The organism is Micromonospora sp. NPDC047467 (genome assembly GCF_040643095.1).
Taxonomy (GTDB): domain Bacteria; phylum Actinomycetota; class Actinomycetes; order Mycobacteriales; family Micromonosporaceae; genus Micromonospora.
This window is the reverse complement of the sequence record NZ_JBEYTO010000004.1, coordinates 325,508-350,293: the sequence shown is the minus strand read 5'-3', so window position 1 is coordinate 350,293 and position 24,786 is coordinate 325,508. Positions and strand designations below refer to the sequence as shown.

The following is a 24,786-nucleotide window of genomic DNA, read 5'->3' as shown; positions in this document are numbered from 1 at the left end:
GGCCCTACGCCTCCAGGACGCGTTGGACGGCGGCGCGGGAGCGGCGGCCGACGCGCAGGTACTCGTCGAGGAACTCCCCCGGGTCGTCGCGGCCGAGCAGCCGGACGACCCCGGCCAACTCCACCCCGTGCCGGGGCAGTTGGTCGCCGTCCCGGCCGCGCACCAGCATCAGCGCGTTGCGGACCTGCGCGGCCAGGGACCATCCGGCGGCCATCTCCGCGGCGTCCGCCGGGTCGATCAGGCCGGCCCGCTCGGCGGCCGCGAGGGCGTCGAGGGTACGCGTGCCACGCAGCGCCGGGACGGCCCCCGCGTGCCGGAGCTGGACGAGCTGCACCGCCCACTCCACGTCGGCCAGCCCACCGCGGCCCAGCTTGGTGTGGGTGGCCGGGTCGGCGCCCCGGGGCAGCCGTTCGGTCTCCACCCGGGCCTTGATCCGGCGGATCTCGACGACCTGCTCGCGGGTCAGCCCGTCGGCCGGGTAGCGCACCGGGTCGATCATCGCCTCGAACTCGGCGCCCAGGTCGGCGTCACCGCAGACGAACCGGGCGCGCAGCAGCGCCTGCGCCTCCCACACCCGCGACCAGCGGGCGTAGTACTGCGCGTAGGCGGCGAGGCTGCGCACCAGCGGACCCTGCCGGCCCTCGGGGCGCAGGTCGGCGTCGACGCCCAGCGGCGGGTCGGGGGCGGGCACGCCGAGCAGCCGGCGCAGCTCCTCGGCGATCGCGTGCGCGGCGGCGCTGGCCGCGCCGTCGCCGCTGCCGGCGGGCGCGTCGTAGACGAAGAGCACGTCGGCGTCGGAGAGGTAGTTCGACTCGTACCCGCCGAGCCGTCCCACGCCGATCACCGCGAACCGCAGCCCGGAGGGCGCCGACTGGCTGGCCCGGGCGGCGCGCAACGCGGCGGCCAGGGTGGCGTCGGTGACGTCGGCGAGCGCTGTCCCCACCCCGGTGATGTCGGCCAGCCCCGGGGCGGGCCGGTTCGCGCCGTCCGGCCCGGTGGGGGTGGGTGCGAGCGCGCCCGCCCGGCAGAGCACGTCGGCGCAGGCCACCCGGACCAGCTCCCGGCAGCGCAGCGCGCGTACCGCCCGGGTTGCCTCGACCGGATCGGTGTGCCGGGCCGCCGCCGCCAGGAAACCCTCCCGGAGGACCTCGCGCGGGCGCGGCGCCAGCTCGTTCTCCTCGGCCAGCAGCCGCAGCGCCTCCGGGTCCCGGGCGAGCAGGTCGGCGACGTACCGGGACAGGGCGAGGACCCGGGCGAGCCGCCGGGCGACCGGGCCGCCGTCGCGCAGCAGCCGCAGGTACCAGGGGGTGCTGCCCAGCTTGTCGGAGACCTTGCGGTAGTTGAGCAGCCCCCGGTCCGGCTCCGGCGCGTCAGCGAACTCGCTGAGCAGCACCGGCAGCAGGGTCCGCTGGATGGCCGCCGTGCGACTCACCCCGCCGGTGAGCGCCTGCAGGTGGCGCAGCGCCCCGGCCGGGTCGGCGAAGCCGAGGATCTCCAGCCGGTGCCTGGCCGCCTCCGGGGTGAGCCGCAGCCCGTCGGCCGGCACCCGGGCCACCGACTCCAGCAGCGGCCGGTAGAGCAGTTTGGCGTGCAGCCGTCGTACCTCTGCGGCGTGGGTGACCCACTCGGCCCGGAAGCTCTCCACGGCGCTGCGCCCCGGCGCGGCCGTGAAGCCCAGCGCGGCGGCGAGCCAGCGCAGCGCGCCCGGCTCGGTGGGCACGGTGTGCGTGCGGCGCAGGGCCTGTAGTTGGAGGCGGTGCTCGACGCTGCGCAGGAAGCGGTAGCCGCGCAGCAGCGCCTCGCCGTCGGCCCGACCGACGTAGCCACCGGCGACGAGCGCACGCAGCGCCGGGATGGTGCCGGGCGCCCGCAGCGTCTCGTCACCGCGACCGTGCACGAGTTGCAGCAACTGGACGGCGAACTCGATGTCGCGCAACCCGCCCGGACCGCGCTTGATCTCGCGTTCCAACTCCTTCGGCGGGATGTGGTCGATGATCCGACGCCGCATCGCGCGGACGTCCTCGACCGCCTCGGGACGTTCGGCCGCCCGCCAGACCAGCGGCGCGAGCTGGTCGATCCACTCCTGGGCCAGCGGCAGGTCACCGGCGGCCGGGCGGGCCTTGAGCAGCGCCTGGAACTCCCAGGTGCGCGCCCACCGCCGGTAGTAGGCGAGGTGACTGGCGAGGGTCCGCACCAGTGGGCCCCGGTTGCCCTCGGGGCGCAGCGCGGCGTCCACCGGCCACGCGACAAGCCCACAGATGTGGATCAGCCGGGTCGCCACCAGGGTCGCGGCGGACAGGTCGACGTCCTCGGCGGCCACGAAGATGACGTCCACGTCGGAGACGTAGTTCAGCTCGCCGCCGCCGCACTTGCCCATCGCGACCACCGCGAGCCGGGGCCGCTCGGTGCCGTCCGCCAGCTCCGCGACGGCGATCTCGTACGCTGCGGCCAGTGTCGCGTCAGCCAGCGCGGACAGCGCGGCCATGGTCTGTTCCAGGGCGCGCCCGCCGGTCAGGTCGGCCGCCGCGATCCGCAGCAACGCCAGCCGGTACGCGGTCCGCAGCACCGCCACGGGGTTGCCACCGTCGGTCGGCTCCAGCCGGCCCTCGGCGATCGGCGCGAGCCCGTCCGGGGCGGTACGCAACGTCAGGCAGTGCTCGGGGTGGGCAACCAGGTGATCGCCGAGCGCCGCCGAGGCGCCGAGCACCGCGATCAGTCGCCGCCGCAGCCCGGGGTCGGTGTGCAGCTCCGCCAACAGCCCTGGCCCGGCGGTGACGCCGTCGGTGCGTTCGGTGCCGCCGTCGACGCGACGTTCGGCCTCGACGATGCGGTGCAGTTGACGCAGCGCCAGATCCGGGTCGGCGGCCCGGGACAGCACGGCGAGCAGCTCCCCGGCCGCCTCGTCAACCGGTTCCTGCTCGGCCAGCCGCCACAGGTTCAGCCCGTCCGGGCCGAGCAGGTCGGCGGCGCGTGCCCCACCGTCGCCGTCCGCGACGCCGAAGCCGTAGCGCGCGAGCCGCCCGGGCGTCCTGGTCGGCCGACTCATCAGTGCCCGAGCAGCGGCAGGCCGCGCCGCATCATGCTGTCGTCCAGTTCGCCGAGGGCCAGCGCGGCGAACCGGGCGGCGAACGGCTGCCAGACCTCCTCGACGTCGACCATCACCGCGTCGCAGGCCGCCACCACCAGCTCCGGGTCGTAGCCCAGCTCGGCGAGCTGGGTCGAGTCGGTGGCCCAGTCGGCGATCATCGCGGTGTCGCACTCGATGTGGAACTGGAGACCCCAGGCCCGGTCGCCGAGCCGGAACGCCTGATGCGGGTAGCGGGTGGAGGCCGCCAGCAGGGTGGCGCCCCGGGGCAGCTCGGTGATCTCGTCGGAGTGCCACTGGAGCACGTCCGGGATCAACGGCACGTACCGGAACAGTGGATCACTCTCGGCGGCGTCGCGGCGGCCGACCACGCCGGGGCCGATCTCCGGCCCGGACGGGCTACGCTCCACCAGGCCGGCGTGCGCGGTGGCGAGCAGTTGCGCGCCCAGGCAGACGGCCAGGGTGGGCACCCGGTACCGGACCGCCTTGCGCAGCAGGCCCTCCACCGCCGGGAACCAGGGCGCACCGGGCGAGCCGTCCGGCAGCGGGTACGCCTGCTGGTCGCCGCCGAGCACCACCAGCGCCGCGTACCCCTCCAGGTCGGCGGGGAGCTCGTCACCGGCGTGCGGGCGAACCACCCACAGCTCCAGCCCGGCCTCGGTCAGCCACTCACCCAGCCGGCGCGCGTCGTCCGTCGGGTCGTTCTCGATCACCAGCGCGGTTGCCACCCGTCGAGGCTAGCCGGTGGGCGCCGGATGTCCCGAGTCGCGCCACCCGTCGTGTTCGCGCGGCGGCCGACGCACCGGCCCGGCGCGGGTCGGTCGGCGTCCCGGCCGGCGGCCCAGCCGGTTCGCGGGGCGGCCGGCGCGGCACCGGCCCGGCGCGGGTCGGCCGGCGTCCCGACCGGCCCGGACGGTACGCCGACACGCGGGTCGTTAGCGCGGCTAAGCTCTGCCGCTGTGCCCGATGATCGTGCCGTGAACGGCGTCGTCCGCCCGCCAGTGCTGCGCCCGGGCGACACGGTGCTGCTGGTGTCGCCGTCCGGGCCGACCTCGCCGGAGCGGGTGGCCCGTGGGGTGGAGCTGCTCACCGGCTGGGGGTTGCGGCCGGTGCTGGCGCCGAACGCGTACGCACGGCGGGGTTACCTGGCCGGCACGGACGAGCTGCGCGCCGCCGACCTGAACGCGGCGTTCACCGACCCGCAGGTGCGCGGGGTGATCTGCACCCGGGGCGGGTACGGCGTGCAGCGGATCGTGGACGCCCTCGACCTGGCCGCCGTCCGCCGCGACCCGAAGGTGGTGGCCGGCTTCTCCGACATCACCGCGTTGCAGTTCGCGCTCTGGCGGGGCGCCCGGCTGGCCGGCGTGCACGGCCCGGGGGCCGCCTGGCGGGACGAGCGGACCCCGCTGCGGTCGGCCGAGTCGCTGCACGCCGCGCTGATGACCACCGAACCGGTGACGGTCACGGCGGTGCCCGGCGAGGACACCTTCGGCGTACGCGTGCCGGGTCGGGCCACCGGCACCCTGCTCGGCGGCAACCTGTGCATGATCGTCGCGTCGGTCGGCACGCCGGACCTGCCCGACCTGACCGGAGCGGTGCTGTTGATCGAGGACGTGCAGGAGCCCCCGTACAAGGTCGACCGGATGCTCACCCAACTGCGCCGGGCGGGTGCGCTCGACGGGCTGGCCGGGGTGGCGGTGGGGCAGTTCACCAACTGCGCCGACGGGTGGGACACCACGGTCACCGACGTGCTCAGCGAACGGCTCGGTGACCTCGGCGTACCGGTGCTCGGCGGCCTGCCGGTCGGCCACGGCCCCGGCCAGCTCACCGTCCCGGTGGGCACTGCCGCCACCCTTGACACAACAACCGCAACCCTCACAGTCGCCTCAGCGGTCCAGTAACCCCTCCCCGACCCTGGTTGGCGGGGCAGGGGGGTCAAGGTCGGACGGGGGTCAGGTGGGCCACGGCGCCGGTTTCCAGGGCGGCCCAGACCGCGCCGTCCGGGGTGACCGTGAGGCCGTGCGGTTCGGAGGCGGGGGTCGGCAGGTCGTGGCCGGTGATGCCGCCGTCCGGGTCGATGTGGCCGATCCGGTTGGCGCCCCACTCGGTGAACCAGCAGCCGCCGTCCGGGTCGGCGACGATCGCGTGCGGGCGGGCCGTGCGGTCCGGCAGCGGGAACTCGTCGATCCGCCCCTCAGGTGTGATCCGGCCCAGTTGCCCGGCGGCGATCTCGACGAACCACAGCGCGCCGTCGCCGCCGAGCGTGATGCCGACCGGCCCGGCGGCCTCGGTGGGCAGCGGGTGCACAGTCATCGCACCGTCGAGGTCCACCCGGGCGATGGCGTTCGCCTGGTTGAGCGTGAGCCAGAGCGCGTCGTCCGGGCCTGCGGCCAGCATCGACGGGAAGCCCTTGGCGACCGGCAGCGGGTAGGTGGTGACGGCCCCGTCGACGGTCACCCGGCCGACCGTGTCGTCACCCATGCCGGCGTACCAGAGGGCGCCGTCCGGACCGACGGCCAGGCCGCAGGGCGCACAGCCCGCAGGCAGCTCCACCGAGTCGACCCGGCCGTCGACGGTCACCCGGCCGAGCCGGTCGTCACCCGAGCGGGTGTACCAGAGCGCGTCGTCCGGGCCGGCGACGATGATCAGAGGTCGGCTCTGCGGAGGGTCGGCGCGGTAGGTGCGTACCTCGCCGTCGAGGCCGAGCCGGGCGACGCCGCCGGAGCCGGCCAGCGTCAGCCAGAGCGCGCCGTCGGGACCGACCGTGATCGCGTACGGCCCGGAGCCCGGCCCGGTGAGCGCGACCTCGCGGATAGCGGGCTGCGTCATGGAGTGCCCTTTCGTCGGGTTTCGCCCAGCCTTCCGGCCTCCCCGAGGGTGACGCAACCCGAATAAATCCGGCCTTTCCCGCGAATTGCCAGCCCGCTGACAGGTTCGCCATGGGTGACCCTCAGCTCCGGCGGTCACTGTCGGTGACGTCATCGCATCACCACCGAATAGGAGATTCGCATGATCCGCAAGATGTCGAAGAAGCACCTGCTGGCCGGCTTCGCCGCCGCGGGAGTGCTCGGCGTCGGGATCGCCGCCCCGACGGTGGCTCTCGCCGACGACAAGACCCCGTCCCCGAGCGCCAGCACCACCGACCAGGGCGGCGACCGCCAGCAGCGGCACGCCGACCGGCAGGCCGAGTTCGCCGAGGCCCTTGCCAAGGAGTTGGGTGTGTCGACCGACCAGGTCACCGCGGCGCTGGAGAAGCTGCACGAGCAGCGGCAGGGCGACCGGCCGGAACGGCCCTCGACGCAGGACCGGCAGGACGCCCTGAAGGAGCGGCTGGACCAGGCCGTCACGGACGGCAAGCTGACCCAGGAGCAAGCCGACGCGGTGCTCAAGGCCGCCGAGGCCGGCGTGTTCCCGGGCCCGGGCAAGGGCGGCCACGACGGCAAGCCCGGCCACGGCGGCCCGCACGGCAAGCCCGGTCAGGACAGCAAGCCCGGTCAGGACGCCCCGAAGGGCGAGCCCGGTCAGGACGCCGAGTCCGGCCAGACCGGCAAGTGACAGGTGGCCCCGCCGCCCCTCGCCGGCCGAACCTCCTCCCGGCCGGCACCGGCGGGGCCGCCACCCCCGCACCGACCGGCTCGGGTGCGTTCGTTGCCGTCCTGACGACAACGAACGCGCCCGGAGTCCGTCGGACGGACCACGTTGAAGCTCCACATGCGAACGGGCGCCGCACCGGGACGTACCCGGATGCGGCGCCCGTCGTCCTGTCCCGTCACTGGCGCGTCACCAGGTGCGGGACAGTCCTCAGCGAGCCGTCGCGTACGCGGCGCAACCGATCAGCTCGAGCGAGACCTGAAGCCGCTCAAGGCTGATGTTCTTGGCGATCGTGTCCTCGGGCGTGTGGTACGGAGGCTCCAGCAGCGCCGGGCTCTCCTCGCCACGCCAGGAGAAGTTGGCGCTGGCGATGCCGACCTCCTGGAAGGACTGGTGGTCGCTGGCGCCGCGCTGCGTCACCGGCGACATGCGCGGGTCGTAGCCGAGGCGCAGGCCCGCGGCCGACACCTCGTCGGTGGCGCGGTTGGCCTGCCCGGTGAAGGAGAGCAGCCAGTAGAGGGTCGCCGGGTCCCAGCTGGTGGCGACCATGTCGTTCTGGTACACGGCGAGGAACCGGTCCCGCTCTGCCTGCGGCAGCTGCCGGACGTGGTGACGCGAGCCGAGCAGCCCCTGCTCCTCCGAGCCCCACAGGGCGAACCGGAGGGTGGCGTTGAGCGGGATCGCCTTCATCACGCGGGCCAGCTCGAGGCAGAGCACCGTGCCGGAGCCGTCGTCGTTGGCACCGGGAGCGCCGATGACCGTGTCGTAGTGGGCGCTGACCATCACGACCGGCCCGTTGGCGCCGGAGCGCCCGACCCGCTCGGCGATGACGTTGTTGGACGTCAAGTTGCGGTGCGCCACGGTGGAGATGGTGAGCGTGAGCCGCCGCCGCTGGGCGAGCAGGGCACGCAGCCGCTCCTTCTGCGCCTGCGCGACACCGACCACCGGGATCGGCACCGGCGAGTTGGCCGAGCCCGGCAGGGTCGGCGAGAACGTCCCGCTACGCCGGGGCGGTACGCCGTCGGCGGCGAGGAGAACCACGGCGACCGCGCCCTGGGCCAGTGCGGTGGCGACCAACTGCTCACGCCGGGCGGCCACGTAGTCGACCAGGACAATCTTGCCGGCCGCGTTCGCGGGGTAGTTCTCCGGCGCGCCCGCGCCCGCGTCCACCACATCGCCACGAACCGTGGTGTTCAGCGCGCCGTGCGCCGAGGCACCTGCCTGCCAGTTCAGGTCGCGGGGCAGCGGAGTCGGCGAGGAGAGCTGGGCGAGGAACTTGTCCGCCACCGCGAACGGCTCCAGCTTGACGCGGTAGCCGAGGCGGCCCAACTCCTTGGCGATGTAGTCCGCGGCGCGACGCTCGGAGGGCGTCCCACCGATGCGCGGTCCGATGTCCTCGCTGAGGACACGCAGGTGCTTCAGCGCCCGCACGGCCGAGGCCTGAGCGATGATCTTGCGATCGTCCGGCGTGAGCTTCGGCGGCCGGTGGGCGCCGGGGCGCTTGTCGTTGGCCGCCCAGGCCGGGGCCGGAAGAGCCACAGTGGCCGCACCACCGAGAGCGATGGTCAGCATGCGACGCCGGTTCACAGTGGAGCCTGAGGACTCGGTAACGGGTGAATTGGGGTAACCGCCGTTGGTCATGTGCCTCTCCTTACTGTGCCGAGCCCGGTCGACGACTGGCTGACCAGGCTCGAAGAAGCTAGAACCTATCCATATCCCGGCATGCCTCCAAGATCCGTTTGGGCGATGGCCGGAGGGCACGCAGGCACCCCTCTGACCAGGGGGACCAGTACGTCCGCCCTGGTGAGCGCAGTCCTCACCATTTGCCCCGCCTTGATCACCTCGACAGGGCCGCTCCCGGCCGTCCACAAGAGCACGATCCAGTGAGATGTTTCACGGGTTCGGCAGTGAACTTGGTACCGGCGCGTCTCACCGTCTGGGCGAAACCCTGGTCAGCGGCTCGCGCCGAGCCGGCACGGCGCGATCGGGCGTACCAGCGGTCGGCGTACCAGCGGTCGGCGTACCGCAGCGGCAGCGCTCGCCCGGCGGCGCGCTGCCGCCGCAGCGACCGGCGCGGGGGCGATGGCGGGCACTGCCCCTCGGCGTCCGACCCGGCGGCGATGGCCGGAGTCCCACCCGGCGGCGACCGCCGGCGCCGCGCTCGGCGGCGATGGCCGGCGCCGCGCTCGGCGGCGATGGCCGGCGCCGCGCTCGGCGTCCGGACCCGGGATAAGCGCAGCCTCAGGCGATGCAGGCGCAGACGATCAGGGCCGCGCCGAAGTGCGTGGCGGCGCTGACCCGGGCCGCCGGGTGCGGCTCGGACGAGCAGATGATCTCACCGAGCTTGCCGGGGGTGAGCAGGTCGAGCACCACGAAGGCCAGCGCCATGATGGCCAGCCCGACCAGGCCGAAGACCACGGTGGAGGCGAGCCCCTTGCCGAAGTCGCTGTAGCTGGTCAGGATCGCCGTGAAGACGATCCCGGCGATGCCGAGCTGGTTGGCGGCGAGCAGCAGACCCGCGTTGGAGTTGCGCTCGACCCAGATCAGGTCGCGCAAACGGCCCGGAGTCAGCAGGTCGACCAGCCCGAACCCGGCCGCCATGAGCCCGACGCCCACGACTCCGAACACGACGCTCTGCCAGGCACCGCTGAACAGGTCCTCCAGCACCGACTTGCCTCCCGACTCTCCGCCCGGAGGGGTACCGGCGCGGTGATCGAGACGATAGCGGCAGTGCGCAACCGCGTCATCCCCGCACTACAGCGCCAGGTAGCGCTGCCGCTCGTACGGGGTGACCTCGCGGCGGTACTGCTCCCACTCGGCCCGCTTGTTGCGCAGGAAGAAGTCGAAGACGTGCTCGCCGAGCACCTCGGCGACCAGCTCGGACTCGGCCATCACGTCGATCGCCTCGGCGAGGTTCTCCGGCAGCGCCTCGTAGCCCATGGCACGCCGCTCGGCGCTGCTCAGCGACCAGACGTCGTCCTCGGCGCCCGGCGGCAGCTCGTAGCCCTCCTCGATGCCCTTCATGCCGGCGCCGAGCAGCACCGCGAAGGCGAGGTACGGGTTGGCCGCCGAGTCCGGCGAGCGGACCTCGACCCGGGCCGAGTTGGGCTTGCCGTACGCGGGCACCCGGACCAGCGCGGACCGGTTCAGGTGACCCCAGCAGACGTACGCCGGGCTCTCGGTGATCCGGTCCGGCAGGGCCTGCGGGAACAACCGCTTGTACGAGTTGACCCACTGGTTGGTGACCGCCGTGTACTCCCGGGCGTGCACCAGCAGGCCGGCGATGAACGACTTCGCCACCTTGGAGAGCTTCATCGGGTCGCCAGCGTCGTGGAAGGCGTTGCGCTCGCCCTCGAACAGCGACAGGTGGGTGTGCATGCCGCTGCCCGGCTGGTCGGTGAACGGCTTCGGCATGAAGCTGGCCTGCACGCCGGTGGAGAGCGCCACCTCCTTGACCACGTGCCGGAAGGTCATGATGTTGTCAGCGGTGGTGAGCGCGTCGGCGTAGCGCAGGTCGATCTCCTGCTGGCCGGGGGCGACCTCGTGGTGGCTGAACTCCACCGAGATGCCGATCCGCTCCAGCGCCAGCACGCCCTGACGGCGGAAGTCGCGGGCCACCGCGTGGGTGGTGTGCTCGAAGTAGCCGCCGGTGTCGACCGGGGTGGGCACCGAGCCGTCCTGCGGACCGTTCTCCAGCAGGAAGAACTCGATCTCGGGGTGCGTGTAGAAGGTGAAGCCCTTCTCGGCGGCCTTGGACAGCGCGCGGCGCAGCACGTGCCGGGGGTCGGCCCAGGAGGGCCCGCCGTCGGGCAGCAGGATGTCGCAGAACATCCGCGCGCTCTCGCCGCTGACCCCGCCCTCGAACGGGAAGACCTGGAAGGTGGTCGGGTCGGGCATGGCCACCATGTCCGATTCGAAGACCCGGGCGAAGCCCTCGATCGCCGAGCCGTCGAAGCCGATGCCCTCCTCGAAGGCCGACTCCAGCTCCGCGGGCGCCACCGAGACGCTCTTGAGCGTGCCCAGCACGTCCGTGAACCACAGCCGGACGAACCGGATGTCCCGCTCTTCCAGCGTACGGAGGACGAACTCCTGCTGACGGTCCACTTCCCCAACCCCTCGCGACACTCTTTTGTCCGCCTTGGTCGGGTGCACCCGACCTGATCGCCCAGTGTTCCCGGGCCTGGTTACGCAGACGTTACGCGAACCACCGCCGCCCGTCCCCTCGTGTCCCGCCCGGCGGCTGGGCGCGACGCAGCGTGGCCGTCATCTCGTTCGAGGGTACGGATTGCCCCGGCGAAGCTGGGGCAAGATGAGCACATGCCCACCCTGCGTCTCGCCCTGTCCCAGGTCAACCCGAGAGTCGGCGACCTCTCCGGCAACGCCGACCTGGTCCGCAGCTGGACCCGCCAGGCGGCCGACGCCGGCGCCCAACTGGTGCTCTTCCCGGAGATGATGCTGACCGGGTACCCGGTCGAGGACCTCGTCTTCCGGCGCTCCTTCATCGCCGCGTCCCGGGCCGCCCTGGAGCGGCTCGCCGCGGACCTCGCCGCCGACGGTCTCGGTGACCTGCCAGTCGTGGTCGGCTACCTCGACGCCGACGGCCCACCGCAGGTCAGCGGGGACGCCGAGCCGGGCCGGGGTGCCCGCAACGCCGCCGCGCTGCTGCACCGGGGCGCGGTGGCTGCCCGCTACTTCAAGCACCACCTGCCCAACTACGGCGTCTTCGACGAGGACCGCTACTTCATCCCCGGCGACGAGCTGACGGTGGTGCGCCTCGGCGGCGTGGACGTCGCGCTGACCATCTGCGAGGACCTGTGGCAGGCCGGCGGTCCGTTCGCCGCCGCCCGGCAGGCCGGCGTCGGCCTGGTGGTCAACATCAACGGCTCGCCGTACGAGCTGAACAAGGACGACGTCCGACTACCGCTGGTCCGGCGCCGGGCCGCCGAGGCGGGCGCCACCGTCGCGTACGTCAACATGATCGGCGGCCAGGACGAGCTGGTCTTCGAGGGCGACTCGATGATCGTCACGGCCGACGGCGAACTGCTGACCCGTGCCCCGCAGTTCGTCGAACACCTGCTCGTACACGACGTCGAACTGCCGGCCGCCACCACGGCACCGGGCAGCCAGAGCGTCGCCGACGACATGCGGGTGGTGCACAGCACCGTGGAGACGATCCCGCCCGCACCGACCGGCCCAGCCGCCTCCGGCGGGCTGATCGAGCCGGTGGCCGACGAGGCCGAGGTGTGGCAGGCGCTGGTGCTCGGCCTGCGCGACTACGTCAACAAGAACTGGTTCCCGTCCGTGGTGCTCGGCCTCTCCGGCGGCATCGACTCGGCGGTGGTGGCCGCCCTCGCCGTCGACGCGCTCGGCCCGGACCGGGTGGTCGGGGTGTCGCTGCCCAGCCAGCACTCCTCGGAGCACTCCCGCGAGGACGCCGCCGACCTGGCCAAGCGCACCGGCCTGGATTACCGCGTCGAGCCGATCCAGCCGATGGTGGACAGCTTCCTGGCCAACCTGTCGCTGTCCGGTGTCGCCGTGGAGAACCTCCAGGCCCGGGTCCGTGGCGTCATCCTGATGGCCCTGTCGAACCAGGAGGGCCACCTGGTGCTCACCACCGGCAACAAGAGCGAGCTCGCGGTCGGCTACTCCACCCTGTACGGAGACTCGGTGGGTGGCTTCAACCCGATCAAGGACGTCTGGAAGACGCTGGTCTGGCGGCTGGCGAAATGGCGCAACGCGGACGCGGCCCGCCGGGGCGAGACCGCACCGATCCCGGAGAACTCGATCGGCAAGCCACCGAGCGCCGAACTGAGCCCGGGCCAACTGGACAGTGACAGCCTGCCCGACTACGACGTACTGGACCCGATCCTCATCGGTTACGTCGACGGCGACCTCGGCCGGGACGGGCTGGTCGAGTCGGGCCACGACCCGGCGGTGGTGGACAAGGTGCTCCGCCTGGTGGATACCGCCGAGTACAAGCGACGGCAGTCCGCGCCCGGCGCGAAGATCTCGATGAAGGCGTTCGGCCGGGACCGCCGGCTCCCCATCACCAACCGGTGGCGCGAGGACGGCTGAGTCGTCCCCGGGGGCGCCGGGTCGCTGACCCGACCCGGCGCCCCGCCACCGTACGGGAGTGAGATCTTCCACTGCGCTCTGCCGTCACCCCCTCCCCCGGTGCGACGATCGCGACGGAACCCGGGGACCGCGCAGGCGGCCTCGAGGAAGGAGACAGTGATGGTGGAGTCCACTCCGAACGAGGTGACCGCGCTGTACGGCGGACCGGCCACCCGTCGTGTCCGCACCAGGGACCTGATCGCCGCCAAGGAGCGCGGCGAACGGTGGCCGATGCTCACGTCCTACGACCAGTACACCGCGGGGATCTTCGACCAGGCCGGCGTGCCGGTGCTGCTGGTCGGCGACTCGGCCGCGAACAACGTGTTCGGCTACGAGACCACCCTGCCGGTCACCACCGACGACATGCTCCCGCTGGTACGGGCCGTGGTGCGCTCGACCCGGCAGGCCCTGATAGTCGGTGACCTGCCGTTCGGCTCGTACGAGGAGGGCCCGACCCAGGCGCTGCGCACCGCCGTACGGTTCATGAAGGAGGGCGGCTGCCACGCGGTGAAGCTGGAGGGTGGCCGACGCTGCGCCGCGCAGATCGCCGCGATCGTCGGCGCCGGCATTCCGGTGATGGCGCACATCGGCTTCACCCCACAGAGTGAGCACACGCTGGGTGGCTACCGGGTGCAGGGCCGCGGAGACACAGCCGACGAGGTGCTCGCCGACGCGCGGGCGGTGACCGAGGCGGGCGCCTTCGCGGTGGTCCTGGAAATGGTGCCGGGTGAGGTCGCCAAGCAGATCACCCACGAACTGCCGATCCCCACGGTGGGCATCGGCGCCGGCCCGGACACCGACGCCCAGGTGCTGGTCTGGCAGGACATGGCCGGCCTGCGTACCGGCAAGGCCCCGCGCTTCGTGAAGCGATACGCCGACCTGGCCGGCACCCTGACCGAGGCCACCCGCCGCTTCGCCGACGAGGTCCGCGGCGGCGAGTTCCCCGCAGCCGAACACACCTTCTAACAGACACGGACCGGCACAGCCGCCAGGCTGCACGGGCCTGCGGGCCGTGAGCCGGGAGCCGTGGGTCGTGCGCCGCAGGCTGGGGTTGCGGGCCGCCGGCTGCGCATGCGGGTCGTGGGTTGCCGGCCGTGGGCTGGCGGCGGGCTGGCGGCCGTCGGCCGTGGGCTGCGGCTGCCTGCCGTGGCTGGCGGCTCCGGGCTGCCGGCTACGGCTGCCCGCCGTGCTGCCGGCCGCCGGCCGCCGGCCGTGGGCTACGGGCCGTGGACTACGGGCTGCCGGCCGTGCCCGCCAGCTTTGAGCCGTCGGTTGCGGGCTGCGCGGCCAGGACGGGACTTCTGCGCACTTCAGGGCATCCGCACATCCGTGGCCAGCACGATCAGCGGCCGAACGGCCCATGGCAGGACCGCTCGGCTCACAGAACGAAAGGTGCGGCCAGCACGAAGGCGCGGGCGGCCGCGGACAGCACGAAGGTGCGGGCATGCGCTGACAGGGCGTTGGCTTCCGGAGCCCGCAGAGGCGACGGGATCACCGGCACGGGCCCTCGGGCACCGGCGGCCGGCCCCGCCGGGCCCCTCTGGAGCGGCGGCGACAGCTGCGGGCCGGGAGCGGCGGGATCATATCGATCTTGGTGACTGAAAGTGTCGTACACCTGTTCTAGTCTCGGGTGGTGGTTGAGGAGCTGACGCAGGCAGACCAAGCCGTGGCGGCGTGCGTCGCCACGGCCGCCTGGGCCCTCACCGAGCCCGACCTGATCGCGGCACTCGACGCCACGCATCGGCTCGAACAGCGGCTCGCAGCGGTCAAGCTCGCCCTGGTCCGCGAGTTGGACGGCCGCGGCACGGCCCAGAGCCAGGGCGCGTCCTCCACGCCCGTGTGGCTACGCGAGCGGCTACGGCTCACCGTCCCCGCCGCCCGCCGGCTGGTCGACCTCGCCGCTGCGCTTGATGGCGGTGCCCCCGAGATCCGGCAGGCCCTCGCCGACGGAGCCATCACCCTGGAGCAGGCCCGCGTCATCGGCGACACCGTCGCCACGGTCCGCGCCGCCGCTGACGCCCCGGCCGCCGACAAGGCCGTAGACGTGCTCATCGGGTGGGCCGGGCAGTTCGATCCGACCCTGCTGCGCAGGCTGGGCACCCGGATCCTCGATCACGTCGCCCCGGAGGTCGCCGAGGCCGCCACCCGCGCGGCACTGGAAGCAGAGGCCCAACGCTGCGCCCGGGACCGGCACGTCACCCTTTCCGAACTGCCCGACGGCCGACTCCGGCTGGCCGGCAGCCTCGACACCGAAGCAGCCAGCCTCCTACGCGCCGCCATCGAGCCGTTGACCGCGCCGTCCGGCCCGGACGACACACGAAGCCCGGGGCAACGTCGTCACGACGCCCTCGCCGACCTGTGCCGACTCACCCTGCGCACCGGGCAGCTACCCGAACACGGCGGCGAACCCGCCCAACTCGTCGTCACCACCAGCTTCGACGGCCTCACACAGCAACTCAACGCCGGCACCCTCGACACCGGCCTCACACTCACCCCAGAAACCGTGCGCCGCGTCGCCTGCGACGCCGCCATCCTGCCCACCGTCCTCGGCAGCACCGGCCAGGTCCTCGACGTCGGCCGACAACGCCGCCTCATCACCGGGCCTCTTCGACGCGCCCTGGTGCTGCGCGACCGTGGTTGCGCCTTCCCCGGCTGCGACCGCCCACCCCGCTGGTGCGACGCCCACCACATCCACCACTGGGCCAACGGCGGCGACACCAGCCTGCGCAACGCGGTGCTGCTCTGCCCCCACCACCACCGCCACATCCACCACGGCGACTGGGCCGTCCAGTTGGCCGGCGACGGCCATCCTGAATTCATCCCACCGGCCTGGCTCGACCCCGACCAGCTTCCCCGCCGCAACCAGTACCACCGACGGACATGAACATGACCAGCAGCGACCCTCACCCCATCAGGCCGCCGCGCCGGCCCAGTGGGTGGCCGCCACCGATACCACCCACCCGGGCCAGCCCTGCCCAGCGGGCGGCGCCCGTCTGCAAGGCGAACCAGCGAGCCCACCCCAGAGCCAACCGACGGCCGCAGACGGCCGCAGACGGCAGGAGCCTACGAGCCACCCCAGACCGGCGAGCAACCCACGGACCCGGAGGGGCGGCGCCAGTGGTACCAGCCAGCGCCAGCGGACAGCCAGCAGCAGCGGACAGCAGTAGCGAGCAGTAGCGGTGGGGCTGCTCGGTTCGCTCGCGGCGGCGGCCGAGGCGGCCCTGCCCGCGCCGGTCTGAGCGACGCCGGCCGTCCCCAACGTTCAGCGGCAACGGCCAGAGCCAGCAGTCAGCCCTCAGCCCAACCGCCCGCGCCGGCGCCGGCGTCAGCGGCACGCGCCTCTCACACGTTCAACCGGAGCCTGAGGCCGACCGGCGGCCTGCGGCCGGTCGCGCATGCTGACCGCTGCGGGCCAGCGGGCGTTTACAGGTCGGTGACGCGGATGCCGGCGTGTGCCTTGTAGCGCTTGTTGATGGCGATCAGGTTGGCGGTGAACGCCTCGATCTGGTGGGCGTTGCGCAGCCGGCCGGCGTAGATGCCGCGCATGCCGGGGATCCGGGCGGCGAGCGCGCCGACCACGTCGACCAGCTCACGCTCTTCGGTGCAGATCAGCACGTCCAGGTCGATCCGGTCGACCTCGGGGTCGGCCAGTAGCGGGGCGCTGACGTGGTTGAACGCCGCGCAGACGCGGGAGTTGGGCAGCAGCGCGGCGGCCTGCTGGACGGCGCTGCCCTCGGCGACGGCGAGCGCATACGGGCCCTGCTTGTCGAAGCCGAGCGGGTTGACGCAGTCGACGACGATCGTGCCGGCGAGCGGCTCGGCGAGAGCCGCGACGGTCGCGGCGTGCCCGTCCCACGGCACCGCGATGATCACCACATCGCTGCGGCGAGCCACCTCGTCGTTGGCCGCGCCGGTGATGTTGGCGTCGGCCGGCATCCCCGGCAGCGCGGCGATCTCGGCGGCGGACTCGGCGGCCCGCTCTGCCGACCGGGAGCCGATCAACACCGCCTGCCCGGCCCGGGCGAACCGGTAGGCAAGGCCGCGGCCCTGATCGCCGGTGCCACCGATGATGCCGACCGTCAGCCCGGACACGTCGGGCAGCGTGCTCGCGTCGTATGCCATGTGCCCATCCTCGCAAACCGTCCGGTGCGTCAGCACTGCCAGGCGCTGTGACAATCCCCGCTACGCACGTGCCAGGCACGCCCGCCGGCCTGCGGCAGGACGCCATGCGACTACCCACTGGCCAGTGGGCCAGCATCCGGCTCTCCATCCGGACCGCTGGGAAGTCCCCCGGCTGCGGACCACGCAGCAGGTCAGAACCAACGCCGATACGCAGCCGGCAGCCGCGCAACAGGACTGAGCAGCCGCTCAGCCATCTCGAACAGAGGCTCAGCCGACGCGCACACGAGGCTCGACCGGCCCGAACAAGAAACCCAGCCGACGCGAACAAGAGACCCAGCCGACGCAAACAAGAGGCTCGACCGGCCCGAACAAGAGACCCAGCCGACGCAAACAAGAGAGTCGACCGGCGCGAACAAGAGACTCAGCCGGCATGAACAGGAGGCTCAGCCGGCACGAACAAGAGACTCAGCCGGGTGCGACCAGAAGGTCACGCCAGCTTGAAGAGGACTCAGCCAGGACGATCAGAGGGCTCGGCCAGGTGAGCCAAGGGGCCCGGGCCAGCTCGAACAAGCAGCTCAAGCCAGCTCGAACAGAACGGTGCGGGCCGCCGGGTCGGCGGTGACGAGGCGGACCCGGACCCGTTCGCCGAGCGGCAGTTCGCCGAGGCAGCGGGCGCGGACCGGCGGGGCGTCCAGGGCCACGGATCCGCCCGGCGGGCGGGGCCGGGATTTGCCGTTGGGCGGGGCGTCGACGTCGAGTACCGCCGCGTCGAAGGTTTCCCCCACCCGGTCCGCCAGCAGCACGGCCTCGGCCAGCTCGACGGCGCCGCGGCTGGCAGCCGAGGCGGTTCGGTCGGTGCTGGCCATCACCTCGGGCAGCCGGGGCAGCGCGGCGCGCGCCCAGTCGGGCACCGGCCGGCCCGCGTGCAGGGCCAGGCAGACCTCGGTGGCGTACCGGTCGGCCAGGCGCCGCAGCGGCGCCGTGACGTGGGCGTACGCGGCGGCCACGCCACCGTGGTCCGGCTGCTCGGGCGGCGAGCCGTCGAACGCGGTGTACGCGGCACCGCGCATCAGCTCGGCTGCCTGGTCGATGAACGCGGCGGCACGGGGCTGCGCGGGGTCCAGCACGGCGATCACCTCGCCCGGGGCCGCGCCGTCGGGCCAGTGCACGCCCAGCGGCGCGGCGGCTGCCTGCAGCCGCTGTACGGCCTCCGGGCGGGGGCCGGGCATGGTGCGCAGCAGGCCGACCCCGCCGGCCAGCATGATGTCGGCGGCGGCCATCCCGGTCAGCAGGGAGATCTGCGCGTTGTACTCCTCCATCGGCGCCGGGCCGCGCAGCACCAGCCGCCAGCCCTCGCCGTCGGGCTCCACGTCCTGTTCGGGCAGCGGCAGGTTGATGGCACCCCGACGCAGGCCCCGGGCGGTCAGCCGGTCGCCGATCTCGGGCAGCAGCGCGATCGGGTCGGGCAGCCGACCGGCGTCGGCCGCCGCCTGCACCCCGGTGTAGTCGAGTTTGGCCCGGCTGCGTACCAGGGCTCGTTCCAGCTCGACGGCCACGGTGCCGCCGTCGGCGTCCAGGTCGATGGTCCAGACCACGGCGGCCCGGTCGTCGTCGGGCAGCAGACTCGCCGCGCCCTCGCTGAGGGTCAGCGGGTGCAGCGGCACATGGCCGTCGGGCAGGTAGACGGTCTGCCCCCGCCGCCAGGTCTCTTCCTCCAGGGCACCACCCGGGCGGACGTGCGCGGCGACGTCCGCGATCGCGTACCGCACGCGGTAGCCGCCGCCCGGACGGCGGGCGAGGTGCATCGCCTGGTCCAGGTCCCGCGAGGTGGCCGGGTCGACCGTGACGAACGGTACGTCGGTGCGGTCGACGGCCGGCCGGGGCGGCGCGGCGGCCGCCTCGTCAGCCTCGCGTTGGGCGGCTGCCGGAAAGCCCTCGGGCAGGCCGAGCTCGCGGCGCAGCGCGCCGAAGTCGATGCGGGGCGCGAGTACGCGTCGGATGACCACGGGTCAATCCTGACAGCGCCGTCGGTGATCCGCTTCCGGTGACCGGCCGAGATCTCCGACCGGCCTGCGACGCGAGCGCGCCAGCGAGGGCCACACGAGTGGCTGTCGGATCCGCCGACGAGCCATGTCCGACGCGTCAGAACCACCCGATGGCGCGCGTCAGACCGACACGACAGCAGGTAAAAATGCACCGACGCCCGCGTCAACCCGGCCGCCAGACCGCGTCAGACGCGCCCGTGGAACGAACCTCAAAGCCGCCGGGTACGCCGCGACGAAACGACGAGCCCGCGAACCGGCGAACCGGCAACCAGTGCCCGGTCAGCCAAGGCCGGGTCAGCGGGGCGCCCAGCTCAGCCGGTGGCCTTTCGCGCGGTGCTGCGCGTACCCCGGGGGGCGGTGGCTCGTGCGGCGACCGGACGGGGCGGCGACTTGCGGGCGGTTACCTTGCGGGCCGGCGCCTTGGCCGTGGTGGTCTTCTTCGCGGGCGCCTTCTTCGCCGCCGCCTTGCGGGCGGTGGCCGACGAGGTGCCGGTGGCCTTCGCGGCCGGCGCCGTCTTGGCGGCGGCCTTGCGGGTGCCGCCGCTCGGGCGCGTGGACGCGGCCTTCTTCGCCGGGGCCTTCTTGGCGGCCGTCTTCTTGGCCGGGGCCTTCTTGGCGGCTGTCTTCTTCACGGCGGACGCCTTGGTCGCGACCTTGCGTGCCGGCGCCTTCGCCGCGGCGGTGGTCTTCTTCGCCGCCGACGTCGTGGCCTTCTTCGCGGGGCTGGTGGTCTTCCGCGCCGCACCCGTCGTCTTCGCCGCAGCGGAGGTGGTCTTGCGCGCCGCACCCGTCGTCTTCGCCGCAGCGGAGGTGGTCTTGCGCGCCGCACCCGTCGTCTTCGCCGCAGCGGAGGTGGTCTTGCGCGTCGCGGACGCCGGGGTCCGCTTCGCGGTGGTGGTCGTCTTGCGGGTGGAGGCCGTGGTCGTCGCCGGGGCCTTCCTGGCCGCAGCGGTGGTCTTGGTCGCGGCCTTCTTCGCCGGGGCCTTCTTGGCCGCCGTGGTGGTCTTCTTGGCCGGGGCACGCCCCGCGCCGCCGGCGGCCTTCCTGGCCGGCGCCTTCGCCGTGGTGGACTTACGGACGGGAGTGGTCCGGCTCGCTGCCGTGTTCCGCTCCGCCGCAGCGGTCTTCTTCGCGGTGGTGCGTCGGGCGGCCGGGCGGGTGGTGGCCTGCTGAGCTTCGGCCATCGTGGTTCCCTCCTTGGGGACGTGCTCTCGCGTGCGTCCTCGCGGAGCACGAAATACCGCGACGCGGGCCGTCCCGCGCCGTCTACCTGTCCTCCCCGGCCCAACGGGCGTCCTCGGCGTCCCACGCCTCGTTCCGCTCCTGCACTCGCTGCAGCGCGTTCTCCGCGTCGGCCGCCGAGTCGTACGGGCCGAGGACGTGCTTCGCCGGGCACACGTCGGCGTCCGTCTCGACCCGGTGGTGCCGGGTGCACCAGTAGAACTGCCCACCACGTCCGTTGTCGCTCATGGGAATCACTGTGCACCGCGAACCGACCGGCCGCCACCGGATCGCGCAAGTCGCCGACCCTCTCCACAGTAGAGCTGGTCAGGGCCTCCCGGGCCGGAACAGCGAAAGAACCCCAAGTCGGGACACTTCGCCCGCCACCCGCCATCGGCCGAATGGCCGGTTCCGCCCCAAGCGGCGGCGGGGCAGCATCGGTCGCCGTGATCAACACGGGGACCGGCACGGGGGCGTGCCCGGGGTGTGGGGCAACGACGGCGTCCGTACGAGACGCGGTGCCCTGGTGCCCCCGCTGCGAGTGGAATCTGGACACGTACGACCCGGTGCGGCGCGAACGCGAGTTCGGCTGGACCTGGGTCGACCGGTGGACCTATCGGATGGCGTACCGGGCGACCGGACGGCAGTTCGCCCGGCTGGTCGGGCGACCGCTGGGCACCAACGGCTCGGGTCACGCCCGGGCGCTGACCGCGGTGGCGTCGCTGGTGCTGGTCGCGGCGGTCGCCGCGCTCGCGGTCACCGGTGTCTGGCTGCTCGTGGCGTTCCCGTTTCCCAACCTGGCGATCCTCCTGGGCGTCGCGATGGTCGGCCTGGCGGTCGCGCTGCGGCCCCGGTTCGGGCGGCTCGACCCGGAGTTGGAGGTCCTCTCCCGGGACCGCGCGCCGGAACTGTTCGCGCTGATCGACGAGGTGTCCACGGCGATCGGAGCCCCGATGCCGGACGTGGTCGGCGTCGACGGCGACATCAACGCGTACGCGGGTGCGGTCGGTCTGCGGCGCCGCAAGGTGCTGTGCCTCGGGCTGCCGTTGTGGGGCTCCCTCACCGCCGGCGAGCGGGTGGCGTTGCTCGGCCACGAGCTCGGGCACTTCGTCAACGGTGACCCGCGCCGGGGCCTGCTCACCCAGCCCGCGTTCACCATGCTCGGCTCGGCCGCCGACCTGTTCCGGCCGGTGCAGACTGTCAGAGGCGGCGGGATCGTGGAGATGGTGGGCGACGCGCTGGGTCGGGCGTTCCAGTGGGTGGTGTCCCGGTTTTTGTTCGCCGCCCACCTGGTGTTGGTGAGCGTGGCGCTGCGGGACAGCCAGCGCGCCGAGTACCTCGCTGACGAACTGGCCGCGCGGGTGGCCGGATCGACTGCCGCGACCGACCTGCTCGATGCCCTGCTCGCCGCCGAGTCGATGGCGCTGGCGGTGCGCCGGGAGACCCGGGCGGGACACGGCCCGGACCGGTGGCGTTCGGCCCTGGCCCAGGCCCGCGCCGCGAACGCGGATCGGCTGCCGCTGCTGCGTCAACTGTCGGTCCGCGACGAGGCGTCGTTGTTCGCCGCCCACCCACCGAGCGGACTGCGCCGCCGGATGCTCACCGACCGACCGTTGCGGGACCCGGCGGTGGTGCTCACCGAGGCCCGAATGGAGCGGATCGACGCCGAGCTCGCCAAGGAGTACGAGCGCTTCCGCCGTACCGTCAGCTGGTCGGCCTGACGCCGACGTGGCGTGACGGGACGACGCTGGCGGGTGGGGTCGTGCCTATGATCCCCGAATGGGAACACCCGACTACATCGTGGGGCTGCGCAAGCACGTCGGTCACGACCTGCTCTGGTTGCCGAGCGTCAGCGCCGTCATCCGCAACGACGCCGGTGAGCTGCTGCTCGGCCAACGCGCCGATGACGGCCGCTGGTCGGTGATCAGCGGGTTCGTCGAGCCGGGTGAGCAGCCGGCCACCGCGGTGGTCCGCGAGGTGCGGGAGGAGACCGGTCTGGACGTGACGCCGGTGCGGCTGTCCAGCGCCGTCTCGCACCCGCACACGTACCCCAACGGGGATCAGTGCGAATACCTGAACCTGGGCTTCCTGTGCCGCGTGGCCGCCGGCACCGCCCGGGTCAACGACGACGAGTCGCTGGCCGTGCGGTGGTTCCCCTTGGATCGGCTGCCCGCGCTGGACAAGCACGCCCTGCTGGTCATCGCCTACGCGCTGCGCGAGAACCAGTCGGCCGGGTACCTACAGGCGGGCACGACGTGGGACGACGTACCCGACTGAGCTACCCGGACCACGACGGCGCGGCGTCCGTGCGCTATCCGAAGGTGAAGGCGTAGGCCTCGGCGCCGGGCGCGCCGAACGTAATCTCCAGGGTCCGTTCGCGGACCGCGTCGTGCTGACGTACGAGCTGGTAGAGCCGGCCGTCGCAAAGCACACCGTTGCCGTCCTCGTCAACGTCGACACCGTGTGACGGGCCGGGAGGCTCGCCGTCCAGGAGCACGCGGAACGGGATCGACTCCTGAGCGCCCGGCGCCAGCACGACGTGCGCGTCACGGGCGTGGAACCGGACCGCGATGCTCCCACCGGCCTCGCCGGCCACGGCCTTCTCGGGGGCGATCGTCCACTCCCCCGCCAGCGCCCAGTGGTTCAGGCGCAGGCTGTCCGGCAGGTCGTAGGCGCGGCGCTCGTCGAGCGCCGCGCCGTTCGGCGACGCGAAGTGTTCGCCGCGTCCGAAGCCGAGGTACGTCTCCGGCGTGCGCAGCTGGTCCCAGTCGGCCTCCGCCTCCACGCCGAGGCCCTCGACGGGTACGGGCTCGCGCTCGATGCCGAGCAGTTGCTGGATGACACGCTCGGACTGCTCGTAGCGCCCCTCACCGAAGTGCTGGTCGCGGATGACACCGTCGCGGTCGACGAAGTAGAGCGCCGGCCAGTAGTGGTTGTCGAAGACGCTCCAGACCGCGTAGTCGTTGTCGACCACGACCGGATAGTCGATCCCCCGCGCCGCGACCGCCGGCCGCACCCAGTCGCCGAGGTGCTCGAACGTGAACTCCGGCGTGTGCACCCCGACGACGACAAGCCCATCATCGCGGTACGCCCGGGACCAGGCACGGACGTACGGCTCCTGGCGCAGCCAGTTGATGCACGTCAGGGTCCAGAAGTTCACCAGGACGACGCGCCCGCGCAGCCCGGCGGGGTCGAGTGGCTCGGAGTTGAGCCACTCGACCGCCCCGCCCAGCGGGGGCAGGTGCACGGCCATCTAGCGCAGCGACCGGAAGGCGGTGCGAAGCTCTTCGGAGAAGATCTTCGGCTGTTCCCAGGCCGCGAAGTGCCCGCCCACGTCGAGCTTGTTGTAGTAGATGAGGTTCGAGTACGCCTGCTCGGCCCAGCTCTGCGGCGCCTCGTACAGCTCGTCGGGAAAGACGCTCACGGCGACCGGGACGTTGACGCCCTTGGCGGCGAAGAACGAGAGCTTGTTCTCCGCGTACAGCCGGGACGCGGACACGGCCGTGTTCGTCAGCCAGTAGAGCGAGATGTTGTCCAGGATGTCGTCGCGGGTGAGGCCGGCTTTGGCCCCGTCGAAGACCTGCGCGATCAGGGCGAGACTCTTCGCGTCGTGGTCGAGCAGGAAGGACGCCAGGCCGACCGGCGAATCCGCCAGCGCGGTGAGGGTCTGCGGACGCGTCGCCATCATGAGGGCGTACGCGACGTGCTTCCAGACGTAGTTGACCTCCTCGGCAGCACGCATCTCGTCGTCGGACAGGCCGGACGGCAGCGAGCCCATGGCGTTGTTCGCGCCGGTGGTGTCGCCCTGGAACAACAGGTCGATCTCGGGTGGGACCGCACCCGGCATGTTGGTGTGGATGCCCAGCAGTTCCGGAGGCGCCTGTATGCCCATCTGGTCCACGATGACCGCACCCCAGTCGCCGCCCTGCGCGACGAACCGCGAGTAGCCGAGGCGCTTCATCAGCTCGGTCCAGGCGGTCGCCGTCTTCTCCGGGCTCCAGCCCGGTGCGCTGGGCTTGCCCGAGAAGCCGTGGCCGGGCAGCGACGGGATCACCAGGTGGAAGGCGTCCGACGCGCTCCCGCCGTGGGCGGTGGGGTCGGTCAGCGGCTCGATGATCTTCATCTGCTCGATCACCGACCCGGGCCACCCGTGGGTGACGATGAGCGGCAGCGCGTCCTCATGCTTCGAGCGCACGTGGATGAAGTGGATGTCCAGACCGTCGATGGTCGTCATGAACTGCGGTACGGAGTTCAGCCGCGCCTCGACCTTGCGCCAGTCGTACTCCTTCTCCCAGTAGCGCGCGACGGCCTGGATCGTCGCGAGCGGCACGCCCTGCGACTGGTCGTCGACCGTCTCCTTTTCCGGCCAGCGCGTGGCGGCGATGCGCCTCCGCAGGTCGTCAAGGTCCGCCTGGGGGATTTCGACCGTGAACGGCCGGATCTCCGTGGTTCCTGGACGCGTCTTGGTCTTGACAGCCATGCGTGCTTCCTCTCCCGTTCGAGTTCACTGGAGGGTGCCGTCTGCTGTGCCGGGGAGGGCGGGATAGAGGCCGCCGCGAACCCGTTCCTCAGGCCACTGCCGGGCTCCGGTGCCCGTCGAACCAGGGC

The 24,786-nt window shown here is 72.8% G+C and carries 20 protein-coding genes; 8 read left to right on the top strand and 12 right to left on the bottom strand.

Going from position 1 to position 24,786, the window contains the following annotated elements:
- Nucleotides 1–4 precede the first annotated feature (4 nt).
- Nucleotides 5–3,046, bottom strand: a complete 3,042-nt coding sequence (locus tag ABZ780_RS14140) for a bifunctional [glutamine synthetase] adenylyltransferase/[glutamine synthetase]-adenylyl-L-tyrosine phosphorylase (RefSeq protein WP_357011992.1) — start codon at nt 3,044–3,046, stop codon at nt 5–7.
- Nucleotides 3,046–3,813: a type 1 glutamine amidotransferase gene (locus ABZ780_RS14135; protein WP_357011989.1), complete on the bottom strand. Its 768-nt coding sequence runs from the start codon at nt 3,811–3,813 to the stop codon at nt 3,046–3,048. The genes ABZ780_RS14140 and ABZ780_RS14135 overlap by 1 nt, the downstream gene beginning before the upstream one ends.
- Nucleotides 3,814–4,062: 249 nt before the next feature.
- Here ABZ780_RS14135 and ABZ780_RS14130 point away from each other — a divergent pair, with 249 nt between their 5' ends.
- Nucleotides 4,063–4,986: an LD-carboxypeptidase gene (locus tag ABZ780_RS14130; RefSeq protein WP_357011986.1), complete on the top strand. Its 924-nt coding sequence runs from the start codon at nt 4,063–4,065 to the stop codon at nt 4,984–4,986.
- Between the two features lie 34 nt (nt 4,987–5,020).
- Here the strand turns inward: ABZ780_RS14130 and ABZ780_RS14125 are convergent, their stop codons facing one another.
- Nucleotides 5,021–5,914 (bottom strand): virginiamycin B lyase, encoded by an 894-nt coding sequence (locus ABZ780_RS14125; RefSeq protein WP_357011984.1) that lies wholly within the window; start codon nt 5,912–5,914, stop codon nt 5,021–5,023.
- Nucleotides 5,915–6,094: 180 nt separating this feature from the next.
- Between ABZ780_RS14125 and ABZ780_RS14120 the strand changes: the two genes are divergently transcribed.
- Entirely contained in the window at nt 6,095–6,640 is a 546-nt protein-coding gene (locus ABZ780_RS14120; protein ID WP_357011982.1) for a hypothetical protein, read from the top strand.
- A 246-nt stretch (nt 6,641–6,886) separates the two neighbouring features.
- Here the strand turns inward: ABZ780_RS14120 and ABZ780_RS14115 are convergent, their stop codons facing one another.
- The 3 genes from ABZ780_RS14115 to glnA form a co-directional block, all read right to left on the bottom strand.
- The gene (locus ABZ780_RS14115) at nt 6,887–8,248 is read right to left on the bottom strand and encodes a M28 family peptidase (RefSeq protein WP_357011980.1); all 1,362 of its coding nucleotides are present in this window, start codon (nt 8,246–8,248) and stop codon (nt 6,887–6,889) included.
- Nucleotides 8,249–8,917: 669 nt separating this feature from the next.
- The gene (locus ABZ780_RS14110) at nt 8,918–9,343 is read right to left on the bottom strand and encodes a DUF350 domain-containing protein (RefSeq protein ID WP_357011978.1); all 426 of its coding nucleotides are present in this window, start codon (nt 9,341–9,343) and stop codon (nt 8,918–8,920) included.
- Nucleotides 9,344–9,430: 87 nt separating this feature from the next.
- Nucleotides 9,431–10,780: a type I glutamate--ammonia ligase gene (gene glnA, locus ABZ780_RS14105; protein ID WP_357011975.1), complete on the bottom strand. Its 1,350-nt coding sequence runs from the start codon at nt 10,778–10,780 to the stop codon at nt 9,431–9,433.
- A 213-nt stretch (nt 10,781–10,993) separates the two neighbouring features.
- Here glnA and ABZ780_RS14100 point away from each other — a divergent pair, with 213 nt between their 5' ends.
- From ABZ780_RS14100 to ABZ780_RS14090, 3 genes are all read left to right on the top strand, one after another.
- Nucleotides 10,994–12,751, top strand: coding sequence for an NAD+ synthase (locus ABZ780_RS14100; protein ID WP_357011973.1), 1,758 nt, complete (start codon nt 10,994–10,996; stop codon nt 12,749–12,751).
- Between the two features lie 159 nt (nt 12,752–12,910).
- Nucleotides 12,911–13,756, top strand: coding sequence for a 3-methyl-2-oxobutanoate hydroxymethyltransferase (gene panB / locus ABZ780_RS14095; protein ID WP_357486206.1), 846 nt, complete (start codon nt 12,911–12,913; stop codon nt 13,754–13,756).
- Between the two features lie 667 nt (nt 13,757–14,423).
- Nucleotides 14,424–15,674 carry a DUF222 domain-containing protein gene (locus ABZ780_RS14090; RefSeq protein ID WP_357486204.1) on the top strand — a complete coding sequence of 417 codons (1,251 nt, stop codon included), beginning with the start codon at nt 14,424–14,426 and terminating at the stop codon, nt 15,672–15,674.
- A gap of 539 nt (nt 15,675–16,213) precedes the next feature.
- Here ABZ780_RS14090 and npdG read toward each other — a convergent pair.
- From npdG to ABZ780_RS14075, 3 genes are all read right to left on the bottom strand, one after another.
- A complete protein-coding gene (gene npdG / locus ABZ780_RS14085) occupies nt 16,214–16,912 on the bottom strand; it encodes an NADPH-dependent F420 reductase (RefSeq protein WP_357486202.1) in 699 nt (232 codons plus the stop codon).
- 575 nt (nt 16,913–17,487) lie between these two features.
- Entirely contained in the window at nt 17,488–18,918 is a 1,431-nt protein-coding gene (locus ABZ780_RS14080; RefSeq protein ID WP_357486200.1) for an RNB domain-containing ribonuclease, read from the bottom strand.
- A 350-nt stretch (nt 18,919–19,268) separates the two neighbouring features.
- The gene (locus tag ABZ780_RS14075) at nt 19,269–19,589 is read right to left on the bottom strand and encodes a hypothetical protein (RefSeq protein ID WP_357486199.1); all 321 of its coding nucleotides are present in this window, start codon (nt 19,587–19,589) and stop codon (nt 19,269–19,271) included.
- A 10-nt stretch (nt 19,590–19,599) separates the two neighbouring features.
- Here ABZ780_RS14075 and ABZ780_RS14070 point away from each other — a divergent pair, with 10 nt between their 5' ends.
- Nucleotides 19,600–20,130, top strand: a complete 531-nt coding sequence (locus tag ABZ780_RS14070; protein WP_357486198.1) for a hypothetical protein — start codon at nt 19,600–19,602, stop codon at nt 20,128–20,130.
- 93 nt (nt 20,131–20,223) lie between these two features.
- Here ABZ780_RS14070 and ABZ780_RS14065 read toward each other — a convergent pair whose 3' ends face one another.
- Nucleotides 20,224–20,427: a hypothetical protein gene (locus tag ABZ780_RS14065; RefSeq protein ID WP_357011956.1), complete on the bottom strand. Its 204-nt coding sequence runs from the start codon at nt 20,425–20,427 to the stop codon at nt 20,224–20,226.
- 269 nt (nt 20,428–20,696) lie between these two features.
- Here ABZ780_RS14065 and ABZ780_RS14060 point away from each other — a divergent pair, with 269 nt between their 5' ends.
- Both ABZ780_RS14060 and ABZ780_RS14055 read left to right on the top strand, forming a co-directional pair.
- Entirely contained in the window at nt 20,697–21,899 is a 1,203-nt protein-coding gene (locus ABZ780_RS14060) for a M48 family metallopeptidase (RefSeq protein WP_357486196.1), read from the top strand.
- Nucleotides 21,900–21,957: 58 nt separating this feature from the next.
- A complete protein-coding gene (locus tag ABZ780_RS14055; RefSeq protein ID WP_357486194.1) occupies nt 21,958–22,455 on the top strand; it encodes an NUDIX domain-containing protein in 498 nt (165 codons plus the stop codon).
- Nucleotides 22,456–22,489: 34 nt separating this feature from the next.
- Here the strand turns inward: ABZ780_RS14055 and ABZ780_RS14050 are convergent, their stop codons facing one another.
- The gene (locus tag ABZ780_RS14050) at nt 22,490–23,431 is read right to left on the bottom strand and encodes a redoxin family protein (protein WP_357486192.1); all 942 of its coding nucleotides are present in this window, start codon (nt 23,429–23,431) and stop codon (nt 22,490–22,492) included.
- A complete protein-coding gene (locus ABZ780_RS14045; protein WP_357486191.1) occupies nt 23,432–24,658 on the bottom strand; it encodes an epoxide hydrolase family protein in 1,227 nt (408 codons plus the stop codon). It abuts the gene before it with no gap.
- Nucleotides 24,659–24,786: the final 128 nt, after the last annotated feature.

Excerpts from the sequence above, each read along its gene's own strand:
- ABZ780_RS14140 (WP_357011992.1), bottom strand. The coding sequence starts at position 3,046 with ATGAGTCGGCCGACCAGGACGCCCGGGCGGCTCGCGCGCTACGGCTTC.
- ABZ780_RS14125 (WP_357011984.1), bottom strand. The coding sequence starts at position 5,914 with ATGACGCAGCCCGCTATCCGCGAGGTCGCGCTCACCGGGCCGGGCTCC.
- ABZ780_RS14120 (WP_357011982.1), top strand. The coding sequence starts at position 6,095 with ATGATCCGCAAGATGTCGAAGAAGCACCTGCTGGCCGGCTTCGCCGCC.
- ABZ780_RS14115 (WP_357011980.1), bottom strand. The coding sequence starts at position 8,248 with ATGCTGACCATCGCTCTCGGTGGTGCGGCCACTGTGGCTCTTCCGGCC.
- ABZ780_RS14100 (WP_357011973.1), top strand. The coding sequence starts at position 10,994 with ATGCCCACCCTGCGTCTCGCCCTGTCCCAGGTCAACCCGAGAGTCGGC.
- panB (WP_357486206.1), top strand. The coding sequence starts at position 12,911 with ATGGTGGAGTCCACTCCGAACGAGGTGACCGCGCTGTACGGCGGACCG.
- npdG (WP_357486202.1), bottom strand. The coding sequence starts at position 16,912 with ATGGCATACGACGCGAGCACGCTGCCCGACGTGTCCGGGCTGACGGTC.
- ABZ780_RS14065 (WP_357011956.1), bottom strand. The coding sequence starts at position 20,427 with ATGAGCGACAACGGACGTGGTGGGCAGTTCTACTGGTGCACCCGGCAC.
- ABZ780_RS14055 (WP_357486194.1), top strand. The coding sequence starts at position 21,958 with ATGGGAACACCCGACTACATCGTGGGGCTGCGCAAGCACGTCGGTCAC.
- ABZ780_RS14050 (WP_357486192.1), bottom strand. The coding sequence starts at position 23,431 with ATGGCCGTGCACCTGCCCCCGCTGGGCGGGGCGGTCGAGTGGCTCAAC.
- ABZ780_RS14045 (WP_357486191.1), bottom strand. The coding sequence starts at position 24,658 with ATGGCTGTCAAGACCAAGACGCGTCCAGGAACCACGGAGATCCGGCCG.